The organism is Sulfurovum aggregans (genome assembly GCF_055385215.1).
This window is the reverse complement of record NZ_AP042387.1, coordinates 1,050,459-1,067,160: the sequence shown is the minus strand read 5'-3', so window position 1 is coordinate 1,067,160 and position 16,702 is coordinate 1,050,459. Positions and strand designations below refer to the sequence as shown.

The 16,702-nt window shown below is 39.6% G+C and carries 16 protein-coding genes and 1 tRNA gene; 9 read left to right on the top strand and 8 right to left on the bottom strand.

What is annotated here, in order from left to right:
* Positions 1-64 precede the first annotated feature (64 nt).
* The gene (gene argS / locus ACZ48W_RS05270; protein WP_464830319.1) at positions 65-1,762 is read left to right on the top strand and encodes an arginine--tRNA ligase; all 1,698 of its coding nucleotides are present in this window, start codon (positions 65-67) and stop codon (positions 1,760-1,762) included.
* Between the two features lie 52 nt (positions 1,763-1,814).
* Positions 1,815-2,153: a hypothetical protein gene (locus tag ACZ48W_RS05265; protein WP_464830318.1), complete on the top strand. Its 339-nt coding sequence runs from the start codon at positions 1,815-1,817 to the stop codon at positions 2,151-2,153.
* On the opposite strand, the gene nadD is transcribed toward ACZ48W_RS05265, so the two are convergent.
* Positions 2,150-3,058, bottom strand: coding sequence for a nicotinate (nicotinamide) nucleotide adenylyltransferase (nadD, locus tag ACZ48W_RS05260; RefSeq protein WP_464830317.1), 909 nt, complete (start codon positions 3,056-3,058; stop codon positions 2,150-2,152). The genes ACZ48W_RS05265 and nadD overlap by 4 nt on opposite strands.
* A gap of 61 nt (positions 3,059-3,119) precedes the next feature.
* On the opposite strand from nadD, the gene gap reads away from it, so the two are divergent.
* The 3 genes from gap to ACZ48W_RS05245 are packed head-to-tail and all read left to right on the top strand — an operon-like array spanning position 3,120 to position 6,014.
* Positions 3,120-4,115, top strand: coding sequence for a type I glyceraldehyde-3-phosphate dehydrogenase (gene gap, locus ACZ48W_RS05255; protein WP_464830315.1), 996 nt, complete (start codon positions 3,120-3,122; stop codon positions 4,113-4,115).
* A 10-nt stretch (positions 4,116-4,125) separates the two neighbouring features.
* The gene (locus tag ACZ48W_RS05250) at positions 4,126-5,322 is read left to right on the top strand and encodes a phosphoglycerate kinase (protein ID WP_464830314.1); all 1,197 of its coding nucleotides are present in this window, start codon (positions 4,126-4,128) and stop codon (positions 5,320-5,322) included.
* A 2-nt stretch (positions 5,323-5,324) separates the two neighbouring features.
* Positions 5,325-6,014: a triose-phosphate isomerase gene (locus ACZ48W_RS05245; protein ID WP_464830313.1), complete on the top strand. Its 690-nt coding sequence runs from the start codon at positions 5,325-5,327 to the stop codon at positions 6,012-6,014.
* 76 nt (positions 6,015-6,090) lie between these two features.
* Here the strand turns inward: ACZ48W_RS05245 and nusA are convergent, their stop codons facing one another.
* Positions 6,091-7,221, bottom strand: a complete 1,131-nt coding sequence (gene nusA / locus ACZ48W_RS05240) for a transcription termination factor NusA (RefSeq protein WP_464830311.1) — start codon at positions 7,219-7,221, stop codon at positions 6,091-6,093.
* 182 nt (positions 7,222-7,403) lie between these two features.
* On the opposite strand from nusA, the gene ACZ48W_RS05235 reads away from it, so the two are divergent.
* The 4 genes from ACZ48W_RS05235 to ACZ48W_RS05220 all read left to right on the top strand — a co-directional run bounded on the left by ACZ48W_RS05235 (position 7,404) and on the right by ACZ48W_RS05220 (position 10,503).
* Positions 7,404-7,643, top strand: a complete 240-nt coding sequence (locus ACZ48W_RS05235) for an HP0268 family nuclease (protein ID WP_464830310.1) — start codon at positions 7,404-7,406, stop codon at positions 7,641-7,643.
* Positions 7,644-7,731: 88 nt separating this feature from the next.
* A complete protein-coding gene (gene miaB, locus ACZ48W_RS05230) occupies positions 7,732-9,030 on the top strand; it encodes a tRNA (N6-isopentenyl adenosine(37)-C2)-methylthiotransferase MiaB (protein ID WP_464830308.1) in 1,299 nt (432 codons plus the stop codon).
* Between the two features lie 3 nt (positions 9,031-9,033).
* Positions 9,034-9,663: a lysophospholipid acyltransferase family protein gene (locus ACZ48W_RS05225; RefSeq protein WP_464830307.1), complete on the top strand. Its 630-nt coding sequence runs from the start codon at positions 9,034-9,036 to the stop codon at positions 9,661-9,663.
* 3 nt (positions 9,664-9,666) lie between these two features.
* Positions 9,667-10,503: a tyrosine-type recombinase/integrase gene (locus ACZ48W_RS05220; RefSeq protein ID WP_464830306.1), complete on the top strand. Its 837-nt coding sequence runs from the start codon at positions 9,667-9,669 to the stop codon at positions 10,501-10,503.
* 97 nt (positions 10,504-10,600) lie between these two features.
* Here ACZ48W_RS05220 and tilS read toward each other — a convergent pair whose 3' ends face one another.
* From tilS to ACZ48W_RS05190, 6 genes are all read right to left on the bottom strand, one after another.
* Positions 10,601-11,575 (bottom strand): tRNA lysidine(34) synthetase TilS, encoded by a 975-nt coding sequence (gene tilS / locus ACZ48W_RS05215; RefSeq protein WP_464830305.1) that lies wholly within the window; start codon positions 11,573-11,575, stop codon positions 10,601-10,603.
* A gap of 134 nt (positions 11,576-11,709) precedes the next feature.
* On the bottom strand, positions 11,710-13,023 hold the full coding sequence (gene rimO, locus ACZ48W_RS05210; protein WP_464830304.1) for a 30S ribosomal protein S12 methylthiotransferase RimO: 1,314 nt from the start codon (positions 13,021-13,023) through the stop codon (positions 11,710-11,712).
* Between the two features lie 253 nt (positions 13,024-13,276).
* Positions 13,277-14,518, bottom strand: coding sequence for a hypothetical protein (locus tag ACZ48W_RS05205; protein ID WP_464830303.1), 1,242 nt, complete (start codon positions 14,516-14,518; stop codon positions 13,277-13,279).
* Positions 14,519-14,770: 252 nt separating this feature from the next.
* Positions 14,771-14,846: transfer RNA gene (locus ACZ48W_RS05200), tRNA-Phe, on the bottom strand.
* A gap of 86 nt (positions 14,847-14,932) precedes the next feature.
* The gene (murD, locus tag ACZ48W_RS05195; RefSeq protein WP_464830302.1) at positions 14,933-16,165 is read right to left on the bottom strand and encodes a UDP-N-acetylmuramoyl-L-alanine--D-glutamate ligase; all 1,233 of its coding nucleotides are present in this window, start codon (positions 16,163-16,165) and stop codon (positions 14,933-14,935) included.
* Between the two features lie 87 nt (positions 16,166-16,252).
* Positions 16,253-16,609: a four helix bundle protein gene (locus ACZ48W_RS05190; protein ID WP_464830301.1), complete on the bottom strand. Its 357-nt coding sequence runs from the start codon at positions 16,607-16,609 to the stop codon at positions 16,253-16,255.
* Positions 16,610-16,702: the final 93 nt, after the last annotated feature.

Sequence of the window (16,702 nt, the reverse complement as noted above, 5' to 3'; positions counted from 1 at the left end):
CGGTCTAGAAATCTATAATAGCAGTTGCTATACTCTACTATAACTCCATATTTACGGAAAATTTATGAAATTAAAATCACATATTAATCAAATCATTAAAGATGCTTTTATCAAAGCCGATATAGACACTGAGCCTATGTCTGTTACAGAAGCGACCAAAGCTGAATTTGGTGATTATCAATTCAATGGTGCTATGGCATTGGCTAAAAAACTGGGTAAAAATCCACGACAGATCGCAGAAGATATCGTAGCTCATCTTGACCTGACAGGTGTAGTCATGAAAGCAGAGATAGCTGGACCTGGATTCATCAACTTATGGATCGATCCTTCATGGGTAGCAGAACAATGCCAACGGGCGTTAGAGGATGAGAGATTAGGTGTGAACAAGAGGGAAAACCCTATTAAAGTGGTGGTAGACTACTCTGGCCCGAATATGGCAAAGCAGATGCATGTGGGACATTTGCGTTCAACGATCATTGGTGATACATTGTCAAACCTGCTTGAGTTCCTGGGTGATGAGGTGATTCGTCAAAATCATATTGGGGACTGGGGTACACAGTTCGGTATGCTTATTGCCTATCTTGAAGAGACGGGGAGTAAAGGGAGCAGCGATCTTAAAGATCTGGAACAGTTCTATAAAAATGCCAAGAAGCGTTTTGATGAAGATGAAGATTTTGCAAATAAGGCTAGAGAATATGTGGTCAAGATCCAAAGTGGTGATATGCATTGTCTCAATCTTTGGCAAAAGTTCATCGATATCTCTTTAGGGCATTGTGAAGATGTCTATGACAAGCTTTGTGTCAAGTTGACACGGGATGATGTCAAAGCAGAAAGTTTTTATAACGAGGATCTCCCTCAGGTGATCGAAGATCTGATCGAACAGAATATTCTTACAGAGAGTAATGGTGCACAGTGTGTATTTCTTGAGGGTGAAGAGATCCCGGTGATCGTTCAAAAAGGAGACGGGGGGTATCTTTATGCTACTACGGATCTTGCAGCACTTAGATACAGAGCGAATGTACTTGGGGCCAAACGTATCTCTTATGTTGTTGACGCAAGACAGGCAGGGCATTTTAAACAAGTCTTTAAAATAGCAAAAGAATCAGGTTTTGTACCTGAGGATGTGAAGCTTGAACATGTGGCTTTCGGAACAATGATGGATAAAAGCGGAAGGCCTTTTAAAACGCGTGACGGAGGTACTGTCAAATTGATAGACCTCCTGGATGAAGCAGTTGTCAAAGCTAAAGCAGCGATCAAGGAGAAAGAGAACTACTCTCAAAAAGAGATAGAGGAGATTGCCCAGATCATCGGTATCGGAGCAGTAAAATATGCAGATCTTTCCATCAATCGTGAATCCAATTATATCTTTGATTGGGATAAGATGTTAGGTTTTGAAGGAAATACCTCTCTTTATATGCAGTATGCCTATGCAAGGATACAAAGTATCTTCAGACGTTTCAGGGGTGAGATCAAAGGCAGTATTGTCATAGGTGATGTACTTGAACATCGTTTAAGTGTGATGCTGCTTCGTTTTGAAGATGTGCTTAACCGTGCAGCAGCAGATGCGGCACCAAATCAAATCACTGCATATCTTTATGAACTTGTGACTCTCTTTATGCGTTTTTATGAGCAGAATCCTATTTTGAAAGAGGGTGTGGATGAGCAGACAAAGATGAGTCGTCTGGCACTTGCGGACCTTACGGCCAAAACTATTAAACAAGGGCTGGCTATACTCGGTATTGAAGTTGTAGACAAGCTGTAATCTATAGGATATATCTGCGGAATTCGCAGGGGATGAAGCAAAGGAAGAGAGTATGAAAGCACTCATTATTCTAGTTATTATAGCCACAGTAGCTATTATTTTTTTTCAATACAGCAGAAATAAAAATATAAAAAAACTTTTGATAGCTTTGGCTTCTTTTGCTATGATCATCTCTTTAAGTGTAGTCGGTAATTTAACCCGGCCGGTCGTACCCATTTTTATTGCACATCTGATACTGGTCATAGCGGCATGGGGCGGGTTGATGATTTTTCTTGTGAAAGAGAGGTATTATTGGTGGGTTATTTTTTCGCCTGTTTTGACGATAGTACTTTTTTTACTGCTTGAAGCATTAACAGGTTCAGGGCATGAAGGAGTACTCCCTCTGCCTTAATTTTCTTTTTTCTTTTGATTTTCAACGAGTTCACTTAAAAATGTTTCAAGTGAATAGCGTTGTCTATATTCAGGTATCATGATATGTATGAGTATATCACCCAGATCAGCAACAACCCATTCGTCACTCATATCGGCATGAAGAAATGTTTCTCCCTGGGGCTTCAGACCCTCTTTGAGATGTTCAAAAAGTGCTTGCGTATGCTTCAAGTTGAGTGAGTTTGCGATCACTACGCGGTCAGCGATATAATCTGCATCATCCAGGTTGAATACTTCTATTTCTTCAGCTTTTTTCTCATCAAGTATTTTTACGATATTTTCTATTCTGTCTTCTATTGTCATTTCTTTGTTGTCCTTTATTATCTCTTTAACAGAGTGTTGAATTTTTTTGTCAACATAGCATAGATCTTTGGCCTCCCGGATATCTGTTGAACTGATGGGGATATCAAGTGTCAATATCTTACATTTTCTGAGGGCACTAAGGTCCAGAGAGTGTTCCCCTCTTGTAATGATGACCCATATAATATGGGCATTGAGCCATTCAAAGTTATGCCATTTTGTCAAAGTTGACAAGTTGTCAGAACCGATAATGAGATATTTGACATCATACACTGTGTTGAAATGTTTTATACTCTGTGAGGTAGTCGTACTTTTTCCCTGTTTTATCTCATAGTCATCTACAATCACCTTGTCCAGAGGATCAAAAAGTGTATGACACCATGCCAAGCGCTGTGTTGCGCTGGCAAGTGAAGATGTTTTAAAGGGGTTCAGATAGGCTGGTACAACAAGCAGTTTATCGATATCCAAACTTTGTACCGCTTTTTCAACGATACGCTGGTGTCCGATGTGCGGAGGGTCGAAACTTCCTCCGAACATCGCTACAACTTGCTTGTCTTGTTTAACCAAAAGATAACCTCATTTAGTGTAAAATTACGCAATTTTAGCATAAAAAGCATAAGGGTTGAGTATGGCTGTAAAAGTAGCAATTAACGGACTTGGAAGAATTGGCAGATGTGTTGCACGTATCATAGCGGACAGAGATGATATTGAGCTTGTAGTTGTCAATGCAAGTGGTACATCGGAAATGTTGGAGTACAATGTAAAATATGATTCTGTACATGGCACACGTAAAGATGTGAACGTGAGCGATGGTTATTTGACCATTGGAAATGACAAGGCCAAGATCCTTGCAGAGCGTGATCCTGCAAAACTGAATTTTTCCGACTATGGAGCGGAAGTTGTACTGGAATGTACAGGTGCTTTCCTGACGCAGGAGAGTGTGCAGCCCTATATTGAGAATGGTATTAAAAAAGTTGTTTTTTCAGCTCCTGCAAAAGATGATACACCGACCTTTGTTATCGGTGCGAATGAAGAAGAGTATGCAGGTCAGGCGATCGTCTCAAATGCAAGTTGTACAACCAACGGTCTTGCTCCCGTAGCAAAAGTGCTTGATGATGCATTCGGCATAGAGAATGGTTTGATGACAACGATCCACTCCTATACCTCTTCTCAGCCCATATTGGACGGTAAACACAAGAAAGATCCGAGGAAAGGGCGTTCTGGTGCAGTGAATCTTGTACCGACAACAACAGGAGCAGCCAAAGCTATTGCAAAAGTACTGCCGAACCTTGCGGGAAAACTCAACGGACAGGCAATCAGAGTACCGACACCGGATGTTTCCATGGTCGATCTTACGGTGACACTGGGCAGAGAGACAACACTTGATGAAATAAAAGAAGTATTCAAAACAGCAAGTGAGGGCTCACACAAAGGTATTTTGGGTGTAGATGAAGAGTACAGGGTCTCTCAGGATTTTGTAGGAGAGGAGCTGAGTACAGTGGTCCCTCTTGATACGATTCAAGTGATAGGCGGTAATATGGTGAAGGTTCTCTCCTGGTATGACAATGAGTGGGGTTATTCATGTCGTCTTGTGGATATGGCAGTTCTTGTGAGTAAAAAATAAGGAAAAGTGGATGTTGCGTACATTGAAAGATATTGATATTGATGGTAAAAGAGTATTCATACGTTGTGATTTTAACGTCCCGAAAGATGAATTCGGCAATATAACGGACGACAGACGGATCCGTGCAGCATTGCCTACGATCCGTTATTGTATAGACAGGGACTGTAAGATCATTCTGGCTTCACATTATGAAAGACCGGAGCCGGGAAAATATGAGGAAAAATATTCTCTCAAACCGATTGCTAAAAGACTGCATACTTTGCTGAAGATCAAAAATGATCTCTTTATGGCAGAAGATGTTGTCGGCCCTGATGCAAAAGAGAAGGCGGCCCAAATGCAGGCAGGAGATGTACTTTTGCTTGAAAATCTTCGTTTTGAAGCGGGAGAGACCGATAATGATGAAGTATTTGCCAAACAACTGGCCTCTTTTGCAGATATTTATGTCAACGATGCGTTTGGCGCATGCCACAGAAAACATGCCTCCATCTATGCCATTGCCAAACAGTTTGATGTAGAGCATAAAGCAGCAGGTTTTCTGATGAGTAAAGAGGTGAATTTCTTCGGCAAGGTCCTTGAAGATCCTGTCAGACCGTTTGTTGCAGTTGTAGGCGGTTCAAAAGTATCCGGAAAACTGCAAGCCTTGACAAATCTTGTCAGTAAAGTAGACAAGGTCATTATCGGAGGAGGTATGGCATTTACCTTCCTGAAAGCACAGGGATATGAGATAGGTAACTCTTTGGTAGAAGATGATCTTCTGGATGAAGCAAGAAATATTATGGAAAAGGCACATGATCTCGGAGTAAAATTCTATCTTCCTGTAGATTTTGTCGTAGCACCGGAATTTTCTGAAAATACAGCGGTCAAATACCTTCCTTCCCAAGAGATACCTTCAGACTGGATGGGACTTGATACCGGTCCTGCAAGTTCAAGGCTTTTCCGTGAAGTACTGAATGATGCACAGACAATTATCTGGAATGGGCCTATGGGAGTGTATGAGATGGACAAGTTCTCCAAAGGAAGCATTATGATGTCCCATCATATCGCAGAGACACATGCAACAACTATTGTAGGTGGCGGAGATACAGCAGACGTTGCTGCAAGGGCAGGTGATGTGGATGAGATGACATTTGTCAGTACGGGCGGTGGTGCCAGTTTAAAACTGATAGAAGGTATCAATCTTCCCGGTCTTGAAGCATTAGAGTCATAATTATGATCTTTGCAGCTAATTTCAAGACCAATCATACAAGAGCAACCACAAAAGCTTATCTGGAAGCATTAAATGAGAAATTGGTGCTCAAAAGATCTGAAGACAGTGTCTATATCTTTCCTCCTGCAACAGCACTGGATAGTTATACAGGTGATTTTACACTAGGTGTCCAAAATGCCTATACTACGCAAAATGGTGCTTATACAGGTGAAATCGGTTTAGAACAGCTCGAAGAGTTTACGATAAAGACTATCCTTATAGGGCACAGTGAGAGAAGAGAAATTTTAGGTGAGAGCCAAGAGCTTGTAGCTGCAAAGTTTGCTTATTTTAAAAAGCAGGATTTTGAGATCATCTATTGTATTGGTGAACCTCTGGAGATACGGGAAAAAGGTGATAAAGCAGTGATAGAGTACCTGTTGGCTCAATTTGAAGGAATAGATACCTCTTATGAAAATCTCATTATTGCATATGAACCTATCTGGGCGATAGGTACAGGACGCAGTGCCACGACTGATGAGATAGCCAGTACGCATGAAGCACTCAAAAGAACTATACAAAAACCTTTACTTTATGGTGGAAGTGTAAAACCGGACAATATCAAAGAGATCACGACTATTCGTGGTGTTGATGGTGTTTTGGTAGGAAGTGCTTCTTTGGATGTGGAAAGTTTTTCACAAATAGTATTAGCATAATTCTGTAGTCGGGGTGTCCTCACCCCGACATTTATTATACAATATCTATTATTGTCAGGGTAAGGGTACCCCGACCTTATTTAAACAGATCTGCCAATGCAGTTGTATCTTTAGTTTTCTCGACTTCTCCACTCTCTGCTGATTCAGGCTGTCTTTCTGTTACACCTTCAACTTCATTAAGTTCAATAGTATATCCTGTCAGCATAGAAGCCAAACGGATATTGATCCCGCTTTTTCCTATAGCTTTTGCTTTTTGATCACCGGTAATGTTGATGATGGCTTTTTTCTCATCCGCATTCACTTTGATACTTTGTGTGATCGCAGGGCTCAATGCACGTGTAATGAAGATCTCCGGGATAGGAGAGTATTCGATACAGTCAATGTTCTCACCGTTAAGCTCTTCGCTTACAGCGTTGATACGTACTCCCTTGACCCCTACTGCTGCACCGATAGGATCGACATTCATCTGATCCGTTTTCAGTGCTATTTTGGCTCTCTCTCCTGGAATTCTTGCTGCACCGACGATCTCGACAATACCATCATCTATTTCTGGGACTTCACTTGCCATAAGGGCTTCCAGAAATTTAGGTGAGGTACGGGTAAGTTCTAAAAAAAGACCGTATTGGGGATCTACACTGACATATCTGAGTAATGCTCTGATCGTATCACCGCGTTTGAATTTTTCACCTTTGATACGGTTTCGCTGTGTAAGGATTCCTTTAAGCTCACCGATCTCAACATGGGTATTTTCATCTGCATCCACACGGTTTACAGTACCTAGCATCACAGTTCCGACTTTTTCTCTGTACTTTTCAAAGAGATCCTGCTCTATACGTCTCTGTACATGGTATTCAAGTTCTCTGAAGAGGTTTGCCGATGCTGTACGGCCATGCTCTTCAAGAATAAACTCTTCTTTGAGCTGATCACCAATTTCAAGTGAATCATCAAATTCTTTTGCTTCGCTGAGAGGTATGTAGCTGTCCGATTCTTCTTCAAGGCGTTCATCATCATCTTCAACCACAGTGATCACCTTATAGATATTATAGGTTTTTGTATCATTGTCTATAATCGCTTCGAAGGTGCTTGTATAGCTGGTAAGTTTTTTTGCCGTATTGATCAAAGCCTCTTTAAATGCATCTATAGCACTTTCTTTTGAAATGTTTTTTTCATGTGCAATTGCTTCTATAATGTCTAATATTTTTTCCATTTTATTTTTCCTTAATAAATATTCAATCATACCGCTACAAGAGGTAACATAACAGTGTTAAGAACGTCTAGGAGGAGGTGTTTTTGAAGAATAGAATTATAGCTAATCAAACCTTTACTGAAAATAAAGTATAATAATTGCATTAAGAAGAAAGAAATTTAATATTTATAAAGGTATGATAGATGAAATTAAAACTTGCTAGAACCACACTTAAAGCAAAACCTAAAACGATAGAGTTGAAAAAATTGGAAGATGAGCTAGCAAGTAGATCCATATTTTATTTTGATAAAGACAACTCTCATAAAGAGCTTAAAGAGTTGATAGAATACTTTGAAGAAAAAGGGTATTCTGTGTATATGCGTGAAGTAAAATATGGTCTTGACGATAATGAATATATCTATGAAATACATATTATCGCCTAAGGAGAGCAAGTAGTGTATATCAGATAGTGTGCAGGATCCCTGGTACAGACCGGACTGCCATTACCCACTTCCACTACTTAACTATTAAATGAGTAAAAAATTATTTATAGAAACACTCGGATGTGCAATGAATGTCCGTGACAGCGAACATATAATCGCGGAACTTAATCAAAAAGAACCCTACGAACTTACTGAAAATCTAAGCGATGCAGACCTTATTATCATTAATACCTGTAGCGTTAGAGAAAAACCTGTGGCTAAACTCTTCTCGGAGATAGGGGTATTTAATAAACATAAAAAACCAAATGCCAAAATAGGTGTTACCGGATGTACCGCGTCTCATTTAGGTAAAGAGATCATTAAAAGAGCCCCCTCGGTAGATTTTGTACTGGGTGCAAGAAATGTTTCCAAGATCACAGAAGTGGTAGATAAAAAGCATGCCGTAGAAGTAGATACGGATTTTGATGAGAGTACATATGCTTTTGGAGAGTATAGAACCAATCCGTTTAAAGCGATGGTAAACATCTCTATAGGCTGCGATAAGTCCTGTACCTTCTGTATCGTTCCTACAACGCGCGGAGATGAGATATCTATCCCAAGCGATCTACTTGTACAGGAGATCACAAAAGCAGTGGCTACAGGTGCAAAAGAGGTGATGCTTCTTGGACAAAATGTCAATAACTACGGAAGACGTTTTGGCTCTTCTGAAGAGAAATGTGACTTTACACAACTCTTGCAGAAGATCTCTAAAATAGAAGGTTTGGAGCGTATACGATTTACCTCTCCTCACCCTTTGCATATGGATGATGCTTTTATTCAGGAGTTTGCTTCAAACCCTAAGATATGTAAACAGATCCATGTTCCTCTGCAAAGCGGTTCTACTGCATTGCTTAAAGCGATGAAGCGTGGGTATACCAAAGAAAACTTTTTGAACCGTTGTGAAAAAATACGTACACTGTGCCCGGAAGCAACTATCTCTACAGATATCATTGTAGGATTTCCGGGGGAGAGCGATGCAGACTTTGAAGATACAATGGATGTACTTGAAAAGGTACGTTTTGAGCAGATGTTCTCATTCAAATATTCTCCTAGACCACACACTGAAGCAGCTGAATTTACCGACCAAATAGATAATGTTATTGCAGGAGAACGATTAACACGTCTTCAGGCACGGCATACTGAAATTTTGGATGAGATCATGGATGCCCAGTTGGGAAAAGTACATACAGTTTATTTTGATGAACTTAAACCTAACGGAAGAGTATCCGGGCGTACAGATGACGGTAAACTAGTGTTTGTTGAAGGGAGTGAAGAGCTTTTGGGACAGATAGTAGATGTGAAGATCACTAAAACCTCAAGGGGTGCACTTGACGGTGTACTTGTTTAAGGTATGAAAAACCTTTTACGACAAGTAGGGCAGGTTGTTATTCCTCCTCTTGTGTATCTGTTGATGCGTATTGTTTGGTTTACTACTTCCAAAAAATTTCATTTTATTACACCCATAGGTGAAGAACAACATGTTTGTGTATGTTGGCATGGAGAACTTTTCATGAGTCCACAAGCCTACAGAACTATCCATAAACAACATCCTGCTTCAGCTATTATCTCTTCTCATTTTGATGGTTCCCTTATCGCAGGTACACTCAAATTACTCGATATAAGACCATTGAGAGGCTCCAGTAGAAAGGGAGCACACAAAGTACTGCTTCAAGCGTTTAAAAGTATCAAGAAAGGTGAAGAGGTGCTTATTACACCCGATGGACCAAAAGGACCTAGACATCATATGAGTGATGGAGCCATAGGTATAGCACTTAAAAGTAAACTCCCTATTTTTATTATGAACTTTACGGCTGAAAGTTTTTGGCAGTTGAAAAGTTGGGATAAGTTCGTCATTCCTAAACCTTTTACAAAAGTTGATTTTTATATACAGAGTATTTCACTTGAAGGGATGGAACTTGATGAAGCCAGAGAGTACCTCTCGCGTAAGATGTTAGAACACACAATAAAAAGTGAAGAGTGAAGAGTGAAGAGTGAAGAGTTAAGAGGATACATTGATGATTTTCTTGAGTACCTTTTAGATGTACGCGGTTACTCTGAACAGACAGTTAAAACATACGATATCGCTTTGCGTCAGATGGCTGAGGTGAGCCATTTTTATGAAGAAGATGCTGTTACTGTTTTAGATATTACCCCTTTTCGTTTCAAAATAGTAAAAAATCACAAAAAGACCATTGTTAAAAAACTCTCTGCTATTCGTTCTTTTGTAAAATATCTGGAAGATCAAATGCATATGTCAGTAAAACTCATAGCAGATGAGTCTATAAAGGTCCCCCAGAGCCTCCCCAAGCCTATAGAAGAAACATATATAGAGGAAGTCTTAAGTAAGGCAAATTTAGAAGAGAAACTGCTTATATCTATGCTTTATGGTTTGGGACTTCGTATCTCTGAACTGAGTGAACTCAAACTGGAAGATATCAAAGAGAGTTGGATTCAGATACACGGTAAGGGTAATAAAGTACGGGAGTTACCACTCTTGGGTGAATTAAAAAAGCTCATCAAGCTTTATAGGGCACAAGCTATGCCCAAGAAGTACCTCTTTGAAAAAGGCAACTCACCGATGAACAGTGCTCAGTTACGTTATAAACTCACAAAACTGTTTAAAGAAGCAGGGTTCAAAGTAACCCCTCACCAACTACGTCACTCTTTTGCAACACATTTACTTAATAACGGTGCGAGGATAGCAGATGTAAGTGAACTCTTAGGCCATGCTACTATGGCAACAACTCAGGTTTATACAAAGCTTGGATCTGTAAAGAAGATGCAGGAGTATATGAAAGCACATCCGTTGGCAAAACCGTAGGGTGGGTTTTCAACCCACCACATCATAAAATGTGCATACAATAAAAATTTCGCCGTAAGGGCTAAAGGTATTTAAAGGTGCGTTAGCAAACGGCACCCTACGATATATTTTCTATATCTAAATCTTCTTTAAAACAATACGCTCTGATCTTAGATGGTATTTTTAAGACTCGACATCTCTCTTTGAATTTTTTAGGCATATCGGTAGTCAGGTAGGGTGCAATATAGAGTAAGTCATCTTGAAGTTCTACCGCCCATTTCCCACCTATAACCAAATGCTCTTCTTTTTCTATCTCTTTTCGTTGTGAAGCAGAAAGAAGGTAACCTAATTCTTTCAGTGTAAGGTCAGCAGCTTTCACTTTTGCTGCAAGTGTATGAAGCTTGATGACTCTTAACTTTTTTTGAGAGTAGAGAGTTTCAAATTCTTTTTCAAGAGACTCTTTATCTTTTCTAAGATAATCAAAACTGCGTTTGATCCCTTCTTTGTACTTTGCCATAAGAGGGTCTGCAAACTCTTTTCTAAACTTGTTACGCTCATACTTCTCATCCCTGTTACTTTCATCGACAAAGTATGGGTAGTTATTTTCTTTTAAATACTCAAGCAGTTCATCTTTGCTATATTCCAATAAAGGACGCAGTAGAGTATAGTTATCTCTTTTGCTTACAGGTTCAAGTCCAAGTAGTTCAGATGTTCCCGCTCCTTTGGTAAGACGCATCAAGAACCACTCTAGCTGGTCATTGAGTTGATGGGCTGTGAGCAGGTTGTCATATCCTTCAATTTGTATGAGCGATTCAAAGAATTCATAACGAAACTTTCGTGCTTTGCTTTCAAAGTGGGTATCAAACTTAGGGGCTTGAATGGTATGACAAAAGAGTTTATTTTTTTTTGCCAGTGCTTTGGCATGTGCTACTTCTTTTTTACTCTCTTCTCTTACACCATAGTCAACAATAGCAATATCAAAAGGGATATTATGTTCTAAAAGTAAAAAGAAAAGTGAAGAGGAATCTACACCTGCTGAGAAAGCAAGTAAATTCTTTTTATTTTTAAGATGGCATGTATCTAAATTTAGCATAAGTTCCTTTTATTTAAACCGAGGTATTGTTTCTCTCTTCGTTTTTTTAGAAAAAACGAAGCAAAAAATCGTCGTGGCTCTCGAATCGCTTCGCTTTCAAGGGCGTTCGCCACGACAGAGCACGCTTTGCGTGATTAGATGGATTTAATAAGTGTTGCAAGTAGTTGATTCCCTACCAACTCAGTTACTTTGGCTTCATACCTTTTCCCATACTCTACAGGCAAGTCTGAAGTATCGTTGATGAGGATCTCTCCATCGATGTCTACAGCCCAGTTAAGTGGTCTGGCAGAGAGTAAGTACTCATGTTCATCACTTTCCCCGTCTATAACAAGGGTTAGCGTTTTCCCTACCATGTTTTCCAATGACTTTAATGTAGAGGCTTCAGCTATTTCACCTAAGGTATCAGCTCTTTCATCGATGATCTCTTGAGGGATCTGCTCCATAGTGTAGGCTGTGGTGGTCTCTTCATTTGAGTAGTGGAAAGTGTTGAATCTGTCAAATTCAAACTCCTCCATAAAGTCACAAAGTTTTTGAAAACTCTCTTCACTCTCACCGGGATGCCCTGCGATGACAGAAGTACGCAGAAAAGCATTAGGTTTGCTTTTCATGTATTCAAGCAGCTCTATGGTCTTCTCTTCTCCAAACCCTCTTTTCATAGTTTTAAGCACAGCATCATCGATGTGTTGGATAGGCATATCATAGTAGGTTTGAAATACGCTGGAATCAGCAATGGCATCGATGAGTTCAAAAGTCGTTGTACTGGGATAGAGGTAGAGGATACGGGCACTCTGTACTCCTTCTATGTTCTCTATGGCTTTGATGAGGTCTATGAGCCCGTCTTTAAGCCCCATGTCTCTTCCGTAGCTTGAAGAGTCTTGTGAGATGAAAGAGAAGTCATGGAACCCTTGTGCTGCCAGATTTGTCACCTCTTTAACAACGGAGGAGAGTGAACGTGAGTGCAGTTTCCCCTTGAAACTGGGAATGGCACAGAAAGAACAGGCTTGGTTACACCCCTCTGCTATCTTGATGTAAGCATGGTAGTTGGAACCGGTAATGACCCTTCCTGATGTCTCAGTTGCCAAATAGACTTCCGGAGAGAAAGTACTCTGCTTGGAGGTGATGAGTTCATCTATCTTCTCATAATCCCCCACACCTGTAAAAATATCTATCTCCGGCATATCTGCCTGGAGCTCTTCTTTGTAGCGTTCTGAGAGACAACCGCTCATGACCAGAATAGAGTCTTTTTTGCGTTCATCATGCAGGTTCAGTACCGTGTTAATGCTCTCTTCTTTTGCCGCATCAATAAAGCCGCAAGTGTTTACGATGATCACATCTGCTTCCGTGTTGTCATCGGTGATCTCATACTCTTTGAGCCGGCCAAGCATTACTTCGCTGTCGACAAGGTTTTTGGTACAGCCTAGGCTTACAAGGTGTAGTTTTTTTTGCATATCACTGTTCTTTGTTTTTTCGTGATTATAGCATAATTGGTATATTTTGTAGGGGTAGATCCCTGTGTGCCCGTAGGAAATGCCCTTGGGGTGCCGCCCATGGGTTCACAATAGTATTTAAATTTCAAATAAAAATATAAACAAATTAAAATAATATCAAAAAGAAAAAATTAAAATGAGAAAATAAAAAGAAAAAGTCAAAGTTCAGGCGAAAGCCTGAACTCTAAAGGGTTGTAACTTTAAGAAATAGTTCTTAGAAGTTGTATCTTGCCCAGAAACGAAGATTGTTTCTTTCCTCAGCCCAACTGTCAGAATCTTGGTAGAGGTAACCTGCAAACAGTGTTGTAGAATCATTGAATACTTTTGTTTTATAAACAAGATCCAGTTCTTGGTAATCATCACCTGTAGATGAGTTATCAGTTGTATAGTCATATGCTAGACTAATTTTACCGCCAAGTGCTTTCATGCTAGCTCTTGCAACGATTGTATCGTTGTCTGAAGCGATTGCACCCTGGTTAAGGATCATTTGAGTATAAAGTGGAGTTTTTACACCACCAACATTAAATACACCAGCATCGCCATCATCTACATTTGAGTAAGCTAGAGAAAGATCAATACTATTGATGCTTCCACCAATTTTTGCACCAAATGCAACTGTGTCATTAAGGTATGCATCGCTCATTACGCTACCACCTTGAAGAGCAACATTTAAACCGGAAACAGCAAATTTAGCATCACCCCAAAGGATATTTACATCATCAGTAATACCCATGTCCTTTCCATAGTACCAAGTACCTGTCAAAGTCAAACCTTCAAAAGACTTGTTTTGTGCAGTTAACATATGAACACCGTTATCATCGTTGATAGCATTGAAGTCAGTCATGTTTGCAGCCACACCAAGACCATTCTTGTTTCCACCATAAACCCATGCATATACCAATGTTGTATCTTGGATATCAGTGTTTACAATAAGAAGAGCATCAAATGTATTTTTAAATATGTTCCAACTTTCTGAGAAAGCAAATGGAGAAAGTGCTTTTGGAAGTTGTTGACGACCTGCTTTGAAGCTAGTGTTGTTAACACTGTATGTCAAGTAAGCCTGAGAGATCCAACCGCCATCGGTCATATCATCAAGGTCACCATTGCCAGCCCCTTGCATTACGTCAGATACTACACTGTTCTCAAGATTAAGTGTAGAAAGACCAGTTAGTTCAACTCCTGCACCGATTCCAGCGAATACATCTTTGTTCACTGCTCTCAGTTGAAGACCAGCACTTGCTCTTGAACCATCTTGATCAAAAAGATCTGCATCTGCTGCTCCTGATGGAGCTGTAGCATAATCACCTGTTTGATAATAAACTACCGCTTGTCCGCTAAAATCCCAACCGGATGTTTCTACTACCGGCGCTTCTACTACTGGCTCAACTGGAGCGATATCTCCACCTGCCATGATCATTGTTGACGCTACTACTGAAAGTAATAATGCTTTTTTCATTGTAATCTCCTTGATTTTTTGAATACCCCAAATTATAACAAATACCATTAAACAATGTCAATAAAATTAATAAAAAGTTAACAAATAGTTAATAATTGTAGTTGAATGACGTTTATACGGGAGATTTAAAGGGTTTCACTTTAGTTAAAAAGGCGCTAATAAGCTGTTTTTTTATCAAAAAATAGCATTTTCTTAAGAAAAGTAAATGAATTTATGGGATTTTGGTTAATTATTATGGATTGGGAAGTTGAATGGTGGCGCCAGACGGAATCGAACCGCCGACACAAGGATTTTCAATCCTTTGCTCTACCGACTGAGCTATGGAGCCAACTTAAAGACAAGATGTCCGTTTAAGTGGCTGAAATTATAACAGCCAAACCTTAAAGTAAAAAGTAAAAATATAAAATTTGGAGTTTAATTTAGTTTTTTTACAAAATTCATAAAAGTCTCTCCTCTATGTTTATAGGATCTGAACTGATCAAAACTTGCAGCTGCAGGTGAAAGAAGGGCTACACTTTCCAAGGTAAGAACTTCATCGATCTGTTTTATGGCAGTTTCAATATTTTTGGATTCTACGGCATCTATTTTATAGGTATTGGCAAGCTGTAAAAGCTTATTGTTATTTTCTCCTATAGTATATAGTGTAAGGTCAAGGGGTTTCATGGTCTCAAAAAGAGGGGTCAGATCCACCCCTTTGTCATCCCCTCCCAGGATAAGGTGAATGTGTTTGTCTGCATATCCTTTGAGAGCTTGTATGGTTGCATCAAGGTTAGTTGCTTTGGAGTCGTTAACCCAGAGCCTTCCTTTTGCATCTTTTAACTCTTCTTGTCTATGTGCATCAAGAGTAAAACGGTTGATAAGATCATAATCTGCTTCATCAAACAGTACTCTGGTTACAGCAAGAGCACATAAGGCATCTTGCAGAAAAGCAGCTTTGAAACGTACTTTGGAACTATCGAGTTTAAAATACTCTGCTATGAACGCATTACTGTCATACTCAACTACATAGGCATTTGTTTTAGGAAGGGTTAAACCTTTAGGTACAAGTGCAAGTTCACCCTCTTTCATAGTAAGCAGAGGTTTGAGTTTGTCGGCTTCGTACTGTTCTGCTGTGCCGTGCCAGTCAAGATGGTCCGGGGTGATAGGAAGCAGAAGATAAATGTCCGGTGAAGCTGTATGTGTATGATGTAAGGTAAATGAACTTGTCTCCAGCACCCAGATAGGTGCATTTGCATCCAGTTTTGCCAGTGGTGTACCGATGTTCCCCCCGCTGAGTGCACCTCTTTTTTCCAGAAGATGGGTAAGCATTTGCGTGGTGGTAGTCTTGCCGTTGGTACCTGATATCCAAACCGTGAAGGGTTGGGAGCGTTGAGCGTGGAGTGTTGAGCGTTCAGGAGAGAGGAAATAATCATATTCACTTAGTAGATGTTTTGCATTTTTAATCAGTGGATGTTTTGGCGGGAGGCTTGGTGTTGTCACTTCCAGATCACTTTTGTTCGGGTCAAAAAGAGAAGAAGGCAGGATATGGTTTCCTTCATCGTCAGTGTAAGCTTCTTTCACATTGTCATCAAAAAAAGTACAACCTCCACCCAGTTTTTTAGCGATGGCTTTGGTGGTGAGTCCGTATCCGAAAAGGGTTGGCTTCATGAAAAATTCCTTTGGAATTTTTTAAGTGAAGAGTGAAGAGTGAAGAGTGAAGAGTGTTGGTATGTTTTGCAGAGCAAAACTTCTGTTTTATTTTTCATGATTGTTCTCTTTAGCTGTTTTAATACTAGATGCTAACATTCTAATAAGATTTTCTATATCATCCAATAGGCTTATTGCCAATTTTTCCTGAAGATAACTACAATCTTTTAAAAGTCTTAACCAATACTTTGTTTCATTCGCCTCTTTTAATGCAATAGAAAGTTTATTGATAAAATCTAATTTTGATTGAGCATATTTTCCTTCGGCAATGAGTGCTCCTATAGCTGTACCTGAACGTAGAAGTTGTTTACTCAAAATAAATTCTTTTTTCTCTTCTTGCAAATATTGACTACATTTTACAATACGAATAGAAAAAGCATAACTTTTCTCTTCTAAAATACTCATTTACTTCTCATCCAATAAAGGCTTTTTGCAAGAAAAGCTTACCATAACTCTTCACTCTTCACTCTTAATTCTTTATTTCAAAGATGAGCTTTG